This is a genomic window from Nitrosomonas sp. (assembly GCF_040240425.1).
Taxonomy (GTDB): Bacteria; Pseudomonadota; Gammaproteobacteria; order Burkholderiales; family Nitrosomonadaceae; genus Nitrosomonas.
The window spans coordinates 1-12,551 of sequence record NZ_QPHG01000057.1; the positions used below are offsets into that span (position 1 = coordinate 1).

Sequence of the window (12,551 nt, forward strand, 5' to 3'; positions counted from 1 at the left end):
ATACATCCAGCACCCAGAGCTTTTACTTCCTCAATCCATCCGGTTCCCTCTGCCCGCACAGCTTCCCAAAACACAGGCAGGTAGCCTCCCCTAGACTACTTAGTCACCTCATCACTGTCAAGGGGACTGTAGATGATCGAGTATTAAATTTCTATTTTCTAGACTGTGCTATCGATTGAAATGCTTGATTCCAAACCTAACTCGGATATTCTCCCTTGATTTTTGCGTTTGCTGTGAAAAGATAATCCCGTCCCTGCTGGAACTAGTCTTCCTACGATCACATTTTCCTTCAAACCACGCAAATCATCTTTTTTACCCATGATGGCAGCTTCGGTCAACACGCGCGTTGTTTCTTGGAAAGATGCCGCTGAAATGAATGAGTCGGTAGACAATGATGCTTTTGTAATACCAAGCAGTTGGAATTCATACGTAGCAGGCATTTTTTTCTCAGCGATCAACCGTTCATTCTCTATCAATAGATCGGCGCGTTCGACTTGCTCACCGGTAATAAACGTGGAATCACCGGCATTAGTAATTTGCACTCGTCTTAACATCTGACGCACAATGACTTCAATATGCTTGTCATTAATCCTAACGCCTTGCAACCGGTATACATCCTGAACTTCATCGGTAATATAACGCGCCAGTGCTTCAACACCCTGTAAACGTAATATGTCACGAGGATCAGCTGGACCATCAACGATAATTTCGCCTTTATTAACAACTTGACCGTCATGCGCCATCACATGCTTATCTTTTGGAATTAGATATTCATGAACGGTGCCTTCTAGATCGGTAATGACAAGCCGCTGTTTACCTTTGGTATCTTTCCCGAACGACACGATGCCTGTTACTTCAGCTAACATGCCGGCATCTTTTGGCGATCGTGCTTCAAATAGCTCAGCCACACGTGGCAAACCACCGGTAATATCACGCGTTTTCGATGTTTCCTGAGGAATTCTTGCCAGTACTTCGCCAACACTCACCTGCTGTCCGTCACGCACTGTAATAATACAACCGATCTGGAAGGTAATGCTCACAGACTGATTGCTGCCAACCATCTTGATTTCATTACCATCATCATCGAGGAATTTAACTAATGGACGCAAACCTTTTGATTGCGAAACCCCGCGGCGTTTCGGATCAATGACCACTAATGTCGACAATCCGGTCACTTCATCGATCTGTTTGGCAACCGTTACACCCTCTTCGACATTCTCAAATCGTACTTTACCGGTATATTCAGTGATAATTGGCCGTGTATGCGGATCCCATGTGGTCAATATTTGACCGGCTTTTACCGCTTCACCATTCCGTACCATCAATGTCGCACCATACGATGCTTTATGCCTTTCACGCTCGCGACCATTTTCATCTTGAATGATGATTTCACCACTGCGCGAGATGGCGATTAATTCATTTTGTGCATTCGTTACGTAACGCATTGTAGAAGAGTAATGCACTACACCGCTTGATTTACTCTCAACCTGACTGACAACGGCTGTTCTGGATGCTGCGCCGCCGATATGGAACGTACGCATTGTCAATTGCGTGCCCGGTTCGCCAATCGATTGCGCGGCGATGACACCCACAGCTTCGCCTACGTTGACCGGCGTGCCACGCCCCAAATCCCGGCCATAACATTTAGCGCATAGTCCGTACCGAGTCTCACAAGTCAATGGCGTGCGTACTTTAACTTCATCAATACCCAAGGATTCGATTAAATCAACAGCGTCTTCATCCAATAATGCGCCGGAGGCAAATACGACTTCCTGATTTTCGGAATTAATTAAATCAATTGCTACAACTCTTCCAAGAATCCGTTCGCGGAGCGCCTCAATAATTTCGCCACCTTCCACCAGAGCCTTCACCACTACACCGTTACCGGTACCGCAATCTTCTTCTGTAACTACAAGATCTTGCGTCACATCGACCAAACGCCGCGTCAAATAACCCGAGTTTGCAGTTTTTAACGCAGTATCCGCCAGACCTTTACGAGCACCATGCGTCGAAATGAAGTACTGCAAAACATTCAGCCCTTCACGGAAATTGGCGGTAATCGGAGTTTCAATAATCGATCCATCCGGTTTCGCCATCAATCCACGCATACCCGAGAGCTGCCGTATTTGTGCTGCCGAGCCGCGCGCGCCGGAATCCGCCATCATATAGATCGAATTGAACGATTCTTGCACCAATGGCTTACCATCTTCACCCAATTTGTCATTACCCGTAGCCGGATCTTGCACTGCTTCCACGCCGAGTTGATTCATCATCGCCTTGGCGACCTGATCACCCGCACGTCCCCAGATATCGACCACTTTGTTATAGCGTTCGCCTTGCGTCACAAGACCTGAAGTATATTGGCCTTCAATTTCTTTCACTTCTTTTTCCGCTGCAGCAATGATATCGCCCTTCTGCGTTGGGATCAGCATATCATCCGCGCAAATTGATATCCCTGCGCGTGTCGCATACGTGAAGCCCGAATACATCAGTTTATCTGCAAAGATAACCGTTTCGCGTAACCCGCAACGTCTGAAGCTCGCATTAATAAGCTTCGAGATCTCTTTCTTTTTAAGAGTTTTGTTCAGTAGTGAGAAAGGTAAGCTCGGCGGAAAAATCTCAAATAATAAGGTTCTTCCCACAGTTGTTTCATACCGAGTAATCTTTTCACAGCGCTCTCCATCGGCGTTTGTCTCATACTCCTTGATTCTCACTGTAATTTTGGCATTCAACTCGACATTACGGGTTTCATAAGCGCGCGAAACCTCGCCTACATTCTGAAATATCATGCCCTCGCCTCGCGCCCCAACCTTTTCCCGCGTTGTATAGTAAAGTCCGAGCACTATATCCTGCGACGGCACGATAATCGGCTCGCCATTGGCAGGTGACAACACATTATTGGTTGACATCATCAAAGTGCGGCATTCCATTTGCGCTTCTAAAGAAAGCGGCACGTGAACAGCCATTTGGTCACCGTCAAAGTCAGCATTAAAAGCTGCACATACCAGCGGGTGCAGTTGAATTGCCTTGCCTTCAACCAGTACCGGCTCAAACGCCTGAATGCCCAATCGATGCAGCGTTGGTGCCCGGTTCAGCATGACTGGATGCTCGCGAATGACATCCTCTAATATATCCCAGACTACCGGGCTTTCATTTTCGACCTCACGCTTAGCGGCTTTTATAGTGCTTGCAATTCCCATTATCTCCAGCTTATTGAAAATAAATGGTTTAAACAGCTCGAGCGCCATCTTCTTCGGTAATCCGCATTGATGCAGCTTGAGCTGTGGTCCAACCACAATCACTGAACGTCCGGAATAGTCCACACGTTTGCCCAGCAGATTCTGACGGAAACGACCGCCTTTACCCTTGATCATATCGGCCAAGGATTTGAGCGCGCGTTTATTCGCACCCGTCATCGCCTTACCACGGCGGCCATTATCCAGTAACGAATCAACCGCTTCTTGCAGCATCCGCTTTTCATTACGAACGATAATCTCGGGTGCTTTCAGTTCTAGCAGGCGCTTTAGACGATTATTACGATTGATGACACGCCGATACAGATCATTCAAATCAGAGGTTGCAAAACGTCCGCCATCCAAGGGTACCAATGGACGAAGATCAGGCGGCAGTACCGGCAGCACCGTTAATATCATCCACTGTGGCTTAATACCGGACTTATTGAATGCCTCGAGTAGTTTGAGGCGCTTAGAGATTTTCTTGATTTTTGTCTCGGATCCTGTGCTTTCCATCTCACGCCGGAGGACTTCAATCTCTGCAGTGATATCCAAGTTACCCAATAAATCGCGAATGCCTTCAGCACCCATGCTGGCACTGAAATCATCGCCATACTCTTCTGTTTTGATTAAATAATCATCTTCCGTCAAAAGCTGACAGCGCGTTAACGGCGTCATCCCCGGATCGGTAACTACGTAAGCTTCAAAATAAAGCACCCGTTCAATATCGCGTAAGGTCATATCCAGCACCATACCGAGACGAGACGGTAGCGATTTGAGAAACCAGATATGCGAAACCGGAGAAGCAAGTTCGATATGCCCCATGCGCTCGCGACGCACCTTGGATAAAGTAACTTCAACACCACACTTCTCACAAATAACACCACGGTGTTTCAGACGCTTGTACTTGCCACACAAGCACTCATAATCCTTCACCGGGCCAAAAATTTTGGCGCAGAACAAACCGTCTCTTTCCGGTTTGAAAGTACGGTAATTAATCGTTTCCGGTTTTTTTACCTCACCATACGACCATGAGCGTATTTTCTCAGGAGATGCAAGGCCAATTTTGATGGCATCGAACTCTTCTTTGTGAGTAACTTGTTTAAATAAATCTAGCAGTGCTTTCATTTGTCACTCCTGTCAATCAGGGGGCAATAAAAAATTGTATAAATCTAAAGTATAAATGGCAGAATAGAATCGTATTCGGCCATGCAAGGTTATGAATAATCAATACTGTTCTAAATCGATATCCATTCCCAATGAACGTATTTCTTTTACCAGTACATTAAATGATTCCGGCATGCCGGCATCAATCTTATGATCACCCTTCACAATACTTTCATATACTTTAGTACGCCCGGTCACGTCATCGGATTTCACAGTCAACATTTCCTGTAAGGTATAGGCTGCGCCATACGCTTCCAGCGCCCAAACCTCCATCTCACCAAAACGTTGTCCGCCAAATTGCGCTTTTCCGCCCAATGGTTGCTGCGTCACCAAACTATAAGGACCGGTTGAACGCGCATGCATCTTATCATCCACCAAGTGATGCAGTTTCAGAACATGCATATAACCAACCGTTACTGACCGGTCGAAAGCTTCTCCCGTCCGGCCATCGTATAAAGTGATCTGGCCTGATTGCGGTAAACCAGCAAGTTCTAGCATATCTTTAATCTCATGCTCGGTTGCTCCGTCAAATACTGGCGTTGCAAACGGAACGCCTTCGGTCAGATTTTCGGCTAACGATAAGATTTCACTATCCGATAATGAAGCAATATCTTCTTTTTTACCGCTCCCGTTATAAATCTTATTCAGAAATTCTCTGATCTCATTCACATTCTGTTGAGCTTGCAGCATCTCATCGATTTTTCTGCCCAATCCTTTTGCTGCCCAACCCAAATGAACTTCAAGAATCTGCCCCACGTTCATCCGGGAAGGCACACCCAGCGGATTCAATACGACATCGACTGGCGTTCCATCCGCCATATAAGGCATGTCTTCCAATGGTACGATCTTCGAGATCACACCCTTGTTACCATGCCGTCCCGCCATCTTATCGCCCGGCTGCAATCGCCGTTTAATCGCAATATAAATCTTAACCATTTTTTGCACACCGGGAGCCAGTTCATCTCCCTGTGTGAGTTTTTTCTTTTTCTCATCAAATGCCGCATCGAATGCTTTGCGCTTTTGCGCCATACTTTCGCGCACCTGCTCCAATTGTATGCTCGCATCTTCATCGGCCAGACGGATATCAAACCAATAATGTGGATCAAAGCTATGCAAATATTCAGCCGTAATCTCTTTACCTTTGACTAGCTTATGAGGACCGCCAGTTGCGATCTTACCAATCAGCAAGCGCTCAATACGTTGAAATGCATCTTCTTCCACAATACGCAACTGATCGGCCAGATCCTTTTTATAACGATCAAGTTCATCATCGATAATTTTTTGCGCGCGTTTGTCACGTTCGATTCCTTCTCGCGTAAACACTTGCACGTCGATGACGGTTCCAGATATGCCCGATGGTACCCGTAGCGAAGTATCTTTTACATCCGATGCTTTTTCGCCAAAAATTGCCCGCAATAATTTTTCTTCCGGTGTCAGCTGCGTTTCACCTTTAGGTGTAACTTTCCCAACCAATACGTCACCGGCTTCTACTTCCGCACCGATATAAACAATGCCCGATTCATCAAGGCGACCCAATTGATGTTCCGATAAATTGGGAATATCAGCCGTTATCTCTTCCGTACCCAGCTTGGTGTCCCGGCTCACAACGGAAAGCTCTTCAATGTGTATCGAGGTGAAGCGATCTTCCGCAACGATCCGTTCGGATATCAGAATCGAGTCTTCAAAGTTATAGCCATTCCAGGGCATAAATGCCACCAGCATATTTTGTCCAAGAGCAAGTTCCCCCATGTCGGTAGAAGCGCCATCGGCTATCACGTCGTCTTTACTAATATTGTCTCCAACTTTAACCAGAGGCCTCTGATTAATATTGGTATTCTGGTTCGAGCGGGTGTATTTGATCAGATTATAAATATCCACACCCACTTCACCCATGCGCGTTTCTGCGTCATGCACCCGCACAACTATCCGGCTCGCATCGATATAATCCACAATACCGCCACGCTTGGCTCGCACAGTAGTTCCTGAATGCACTGCCACGACGCGCTCTATCCCCGTACCGACAAATGGCTTTTCAGCACGCAAACAGGGAACGGCTTGACGCTGCATGTTCGATCCCATCAGCGCACGGTTCGCATCATCATGCTCTAAAAATGGTATGAGCGAAGCAGCTACGGAGACAATCTGCGCCGGCGCCACATCCACGTATTCGATACGTTCCGGCGACGATAATGCAAACTCGTTTTTGTAGCGACAGGACACAATATCGCTGATTAGCTGATGATTTTCATCAAGCTCAGCGTTAGCCTGCGCAATCATATAATTACCCTCTTCAATCGCGGACAGGTAATCTATTTCTTCCGTCACCCGGCAATCTTTTACTTTGCTATAAGGCGTTTCAATAAAGCCATACTCATTGGTTCGCGCATACAATGCCAGCGAATTGATCAGACCGATATTAGGTCCTTCCGGTGTTTCAATCGGGCATACTCGGCCATAATGCGTGGGATGTACGTCACGCACTTCAAAACCGGCTCTTTCCCGTGTTAATCCACCCGGCCCCAAAGCTGAAATGCGTCGTTTATGCGTAATTTCAGATAACGGATTCGTTTGATCCATGAATTGTGATAATTGACTGGAGCCAAAGAATTCACGAGCCGCTGCTGAAACGGGTTTCGCATTAATCAAATCGTGCGGCATCAGATTCTCGGATTCGGCCTGACTTAATCGTTCCTTCACTGCACGTTCTACACGCACCAGTCCTGATCGAAATTGATTTTCCGCCAGCTCACCGACCGCACGTACACGGCGATTACCAAGATGATCGATATCATCGATCTCACCACGGCCATTGCGCAATTCGACCAGAATTTTGATAACCGCGATAATATCGTCATTCGATAGTGTCTGAGCACCCGTCAATTCGGTTCTGCCTACTCTGCGATTAAATTTCATTCGACCGACAACGGATAAATCATAGCGTTCGGGCGAATAGAATAAACCGGCGAACAATGCCTTAACAGCTTCCTCCGTCGGCGGCTCACCCGGGCGCATCATGCGGTAGATCGCAACCTGCGCATTCATTTCATCGGTCGTTTCATCGATCCTCAGCGTTTGTGAGATATAAGCGCCATAATTAAGATCGTTTACATACAGTGTATGAATTTTTTTGATGTTGGCTTTACGGATTTTAGCCAATGTATCTTCGGTAATCTCATCGTTGGCAAGCGCGACAACTTCGCCTGTTTCCTTATCAACAATATTCTGCGCCAGTATCCGTCCTAATAAGAAATCTTCCGGCACATCCAATTGATCGATGTTAGCTTCTTGCATTTCACGTATGTGTTTGGCGGTAATGCGCTTATCCTTCTGAACTATTACTTTCTTGCCTTTAGCCGTAATGTCAAAACTCGCTACCTCGCCACGCAAGCGTTCGGGCACGAGTTCAAATTGAATACCTTTGTCTGAGAAATGAAAACAATCAAAAATGAAAAACTCTTGCAGTATCTGTTCGGAAGTGCAACCGATTGCCTTTAGCAATGTTGTCACAGGCATTTTGCGGCGGCGATCAATCCTGAAAAACAGGCAATCCTTCGGATCAAACTCAAAATCCAGCCACGATCCTCGATAAGGAATAATCCGTGCAGAAAATAATAATTTTCCCGAAGAATGGGTTTTACCGCGATCATGCTCGAAAAACACGCCAGGTGAGCGATGCAGTTGTGACACAATTACTCGCTCAGTGCCATTGATAACAAAAGAACCAGTATCGGTCATTAGAGGTATTTCACCCATATAGACTTCTTGTTCCTTCACTTCCTTGACAGTCGGTTTGGATATTTCCTTATCCATAATCGTCAGTCTTACTCTGGCACGTAATGGCGATGCATAGGTTAGCCCGCGTTGCTGACACTCCTTGACATCGAATACCGGTGCTCCGAGTTCATAGCTGATAAAATCAAGACGCGCATTTTTAGTATGACTCTCGATTGGGAATATTGAATTAAAGGCAGCTTGTAATCCCTGGTTTTGGCGCTTATTGGGCGCGACATTTTCCTGTAAAAAAGCTGCGTATGATTCGAGCTGAGTAGCAAGAAGAAACGGTATAGGCAATACGCTCGCACGTTTGGCAAAACTTTTGCGGATACGTTTTTTCTCTGTGAACGAATAGCTCATGAATTTTCTCCGAGAGAAGAAGACAGAGGATTGAAGGACTGAGGCCAGATAACTATCAATTGTTCGAATGCCCAAAATGACACATCAAATGGTCTAAATATCAAAGGCTGGCGGCTACAATAGCCTACCAGCCTGGAAAATTTATAATTTTTATTACTTAACTTCGCAAGTAGCGCCAGCTTCTACCAGCTGTTTCTGAATTGCAGCAGCGTCTTCTTTGGATACACCTTCCTTAACTGGTTTCGGTGCACCATCAACCAAGTCTTTTGCTTCTTTCAAACCGAGTCCGGTTACAGCTCTTACCACTTTGATCACATTTACTTTACTTTCGCCAGCAGATGTGAGAATAACGTTAAACTCAGTTTGCTCCGCAGCAGCAGGAGCAGCGCCTCCACCACCCGGTGCGGCAACAGCAACAGCAGCTGTTGCAACTGCAGATACACCGAATTTATCTTCCATCTCTTTAATCAATTGTGATAATTCGAGTACGGTCATGCTGGCAATTGCTTCTAATATCTCATCTTTCGTTACAGCCATTATTTTCTCCTGGTTATTTTCTGTTTATGTATTAAGGAAGCCTGAAGAACGCTATTTACTATCTCGTACCATGGCTAAGCCACGTACAAAACGAGCAGGTACTTCATTCAATGTTTGTACAAACTTGGCGATAGGTGCCTGCATTGTTCCCAACAATCTTGCCAGCAATTCATCACGACTTGGCAATACTGCGAGTGCAGTAATCTCATCACGTGATATCACTTGTTCGCCGATCGCACCCACTTTGATTACGAATTTTTCATTGTCTCTAGAAAACTCATGCAACACTTTCGCTGCTGCTACCGGATCGGTACTGATGCCATAAGCAAGCGGACCAACCATATGCTTGGCTAATCCTGCATAAGGCGTATCTGCGACAGCACGACGAACCAATGAATTTTTTATGACATGAAAATAAACTCCTGACTCGCGAGTTTTCGCTCTCAGTCGCGTCATTTGACCAACTTCCATCCCTCGATACTCTGCAATAATAATCGCTTGAGCGTTAGCTACTTGAGCGCTCACTTCAGCTACTATTGCTTTTTTCTCATCAAGATTAAGACTCAAGGTTCACTCTCCATCAGTTAAAAATAGCATTCGATTCATGAATAAATTTTTCATCCTCGAACACTACACACTGGTGACCTTAAACCAGGAAAAACAAAACTCCTGTCTGGGTTCACCATCTACGCTGGGTTCTCAGGACATCGCAGAAAAAAACCCAAAATTCCAATATTTTTTCTGCATAGTTGAAAGTTTAAGTGTCATCCAGTTAAATCCAGAAAGTTTTTCACTCACCTTCAGTACACCCCAACGGTCTTTGATAATCTTCAAATACAAATTGTATTTGAAGGCCCAAAGTTCTTTTGTTACGTTATGCTCGTTTGATCTACCCGTATACCAATGCCCATAGTACTTGAAACGGACACTTTTCTTAGATAAATGCCTTTTGACGAAGCCGGTTTGGATTTATTCAGTGCTTCAATTAATGCCTTCAGATTTTGTTTTAATGCATCCACACCAAATGACGCACGGCCAATTGTGCAGTGAATGATGCCGGTTTTATCCGCTCTAAATTGTACCTGCCCAGCTTTCGCATTCTTAACTGCACCGGCAATATCCGCAGTCACGGTACCCACCTTTGGATTGGGCATTAAGCTACGCGGTCCGAGAATTTGACCTAATTGACCCACGACCCGCATCGCATCTGGACTTGCGATAGCAACATCAAAGTTGATATTCCCAGCTTTAATTTCAGCAGCCAAGTCGTCAAAACCAACAATGTCTGCTCCCGCTTCTTGGGCTTCTTTTGCTTTATCGCCTTGCGCAAATACCGCAACACGAACCGTTTTTCCTGTACCTGCGGGCAAAACTACCGAGCCGCGCACAGCTTGATCGGATTTCTTCGCATCAATACCCAAATTGACTGCAATATCAATAGATTCATCAAACTTTGCTGTTGCAGCTTCTTTAACGAATCCCAATGCCTCGTCAATTTGATACACCTTGTTTCGGTCCACTTTACTTGCAATAGCCTGATAGCGCTTCGATGAACGTGCCATTTTATATACCCTCCACTTCTATGCCCATACTTCTTGCACTTCCAGCAATCGTACGTACAGCAGCATCCAAATCTGCCGCCGTCAAATCCGGCATTTTTGTTTTGGCAATCTCTTCGGCTTGACTACGGCTTAATTTGCCTACTTTGTCTAAATGCGGCCTAGCGCTTCCCTTTCCGACACCTGCAGCCTTTTTAATTAAGACCGATGCTGGTGTTGTTTTCATTACAAACGTAAAACTTTTATCAGCATAAGCAGTAATGATAACGGGGACAGGCAAGCCTGGCTCCAATTTCTGGGTAGCCGCGTTAAACGCTTTACAGAACTCCATAATATTTAACTGCCGCTGACCTAGCGCCGGCCCAATAGGCGGACTTGGATTAGCTTTTCCGGCAGGCACTTGCAACTTAATATAACCAATAATCTTCTTTGCCACTACATCCTCCTGATGGGTGCAATCGAACGACTACGCGCTCTCCCCGGTGATAAACAATAAAAAAACACCTAAATAACTTTAATTCAATTTATTTTGAATTCTGAAAATAATAACTATCCTACTAGGATTTCTCTACTTGATTGAAGTCCAACTCAACAGGTGTTGGGCGTCCGAATATGGAAACCGAGACTCTGAGTTTGCTTTTGTCGTAATTGACATCTTCCACGTTGCCATGAAAATCTGTAAATGGCCCTTCCTTAACCCGAACTGCTTCACCAATTTCAAATAGAATTTTTGGTTTTGGTTTCTCAACACCCTCTTGAATTTGATGGAGTATATTATCGACTTCCTTCTGACTTATCGGTGTAGGCTTCATAGCGGAACCACCGACAAAGCCTGTCACTTTTTCAGTATTCTTAACCAGATGCCATGAATCATCGGACATCTCCATTTCTACGAGCACATACCCCGGAAAAAATTTACGCTCACTGATATTTTTTTGGCCGTTTTTCATTTCTATCACCTCTTCAACCGGCACTAGAATTTGACCAAATTTATCTTGCATACCAGCTCGCTCAATACGATCCTTTAATGCGCGCTGTACACTTTTCTCATAACCCGAATAAGCGTGAACCACATACCATTTCATACCCATTCTTTCCTCTGAGAGACGTGATCAAGCATCCGGATTCATCATAACTTTTACAAGTGACATCAACCCAGCATCAATCAACCATAAAAACAGTGCCATGGCAATGACAAAAGCAAACACCACACCCGATGTTTGCAGTGTTTCCTTGCGGCTAGGCCAAACTACTTTCTTCGCTTCTTCAGAGGATTCTCTGCAAAACACATAAAATTCCTGCCCTTGGGTTGTAAATCTTGCAGTGACTGCTGCCAACAAAAATCCTGCCAGGATAGACAATATGCGCACAACCATGGCGCTCTCATTTAAATAAATGAAACCTGCTACACCAGCAATAATAAATACAAATACAAGCCCAAGCTTCAATTTATTCACGTCTATTGAACCCTTTTTTCCTTGCAATTGTGAAAAAACATTCGATTGCGCTACAGAGCTGAAAGCTCATTTTATTACCACAATCAGAACCGCCATCCACCAACTAACATTCATTTAATTTTTATCAAAGCATATCAGTTATATGGCAGGCCAGGAGGGCATCGAACCCCCAACCTTCGGTTTTGGAGACCGACGCTCTGCCAATTGAGCTACTGGCCTTTTAACTGAGATGTATATGAAGCTAAAACCACAAAAAAACAATTACTATCGTGCTTTCATTATAACAACTAACTTACTCAATAATTTTTGCGACGACACCGGCGCCAACCGTGCGCCCGCCTTCTCGAATCGCAAATCGCAATCCGTCTTCCATCGCAATCGGTGCTATCAGATTTACCGTCACCGATACGTTATCCCCAGGCATCACCATTTCCGTGCCCGCGGGTAATTCAATCGCCCCCGTG

9 protein-coding genes and 1 tRNA gene are annotated in these 12,551 nt (G+C 45.3%); all 10 read right to left on the reverse strand.

The genetic code is table 11. From position 1 onward, the window contains the following. Window positions 1-158 precede the first annotated feature (158 nt). Window positions 159-4,361 (reverse strand): DNA-directed RNA polymerase subunit beta', encoded by a 4,203-nt coding sequence (rpoC, locus tag DU481_RS14720; protein WP_350135738.1) that lies wholly within the window; start codon window positions 4,359-4,361, stop codon window positions 159-161. A gap of 99 nt (window positions 4,362-4,460) precedes the next feature. Next, window positions 4,461-8,534 (reverse strand): DNA-directed RNA polymerase subunit beta, encoded by a 4,074-nt coding sequence (gene rpoB / locus DU481_RS14725; RefSeq protein WP_350135740.1) that lies wholly within the window; start codon window positions 8,532-8,534, stop codon window positions 4,461-4,463. A 153-nt stretch (window positions 8,535-8,687) separates the two neighbouring features. After that, window positions 8,688-9,071, reverse strand: a complete 384-nt coding sequence (gene rplL, locus DU481_RS14730; RefSeq protein WP_090322730.1) for a 50S ribosomal protein L7/L12 — start codon at window positions 9,069-9,071, stop codon at window positions 8,688-8,690. Window positions 9,072-9,122: 51 nt separating this feature from the next. Beyond that, window positions 9,123-9,638 carry a 50S ribosomal protein L10 gene (gene rplJ / locus DU481_RS14735; protein WP_350135742.1) on the reverse strand — a complete coding sequence of 172 codons (516 nt, stop codon included), beginning with the start codon at window positions 9,636-9,638 and terminating at the stop codon, window positions 9,123-9,125. A 302-nt stretch (window positions 9,639-9,940) separates the two neighbouring features. Further along, window positions 9,941-10,633: a 50S ribosomal protein L1 gene (gene rplA / locus DU481_RS14740; protein ID WP_121165770.1), complete on the reverse strand. Its 693-nt coding sequence runs from the start codon at window positions 10,631-10,633 to the stop codon at window positions 9,941-9,943. Window position 10,634: 1 nt separating this feature from the next. Beyond that, window positions 10,635-11,066 carry a 50S ribosomal protein L11 gene (gene rplK / locus DU481_RS14745; RefSeq protein ID WP_090322720.1) on the reverse strand — a complete coding sequence of 144 codons (432 nt, stop codon included), beginning with the start codon at window positions 11,064-11,066 and terminating at the stop codon, window positions 10,635-10,637. Between the two features lie 121 nt (window positions 11,067-11,187). Next, window positions 11,188-11,721, reverse strand: a complete 534-nt coding sequence (gene nusG / locus DU481_RS14750; protein WP_350135744.1) for a transcription termination/antitermination protein NusG — start codon at window positions 11,719-11,721, stop codon at window positions 11,188-11,190. A gap of 21 nt (window positions 11,722-11,742) precedes the next feature. Beyond that, window positions 11,743-12,087, reverse strand: a complete 345-nt coding sequence (gene secE, locus DU481_RS14755) for a preprotein translocase subunit SecE (protein ID WP_350135746.1) — start codon at window positions 12,085-12,087, stop codon at window positions 11,743-11,745. 143 nt (window positions 12,088-12,230) lie between these two features. After that, window positions 12,231-12,306, reverse strand: a tRNA-Trp gene (locus tag DU481_RS14760). Window positions 12,307-12,379: 73 nt separating this feature from the next. Next, window positions 12,380-12,551, reverse strand: a 172-nt coding sequence (locus DU481_RS14765; protein ID WP_502889978.1) for an EF-Tu C-terminal domain-related protein, incomplete at its 5' end; no start/stop codon positions are given.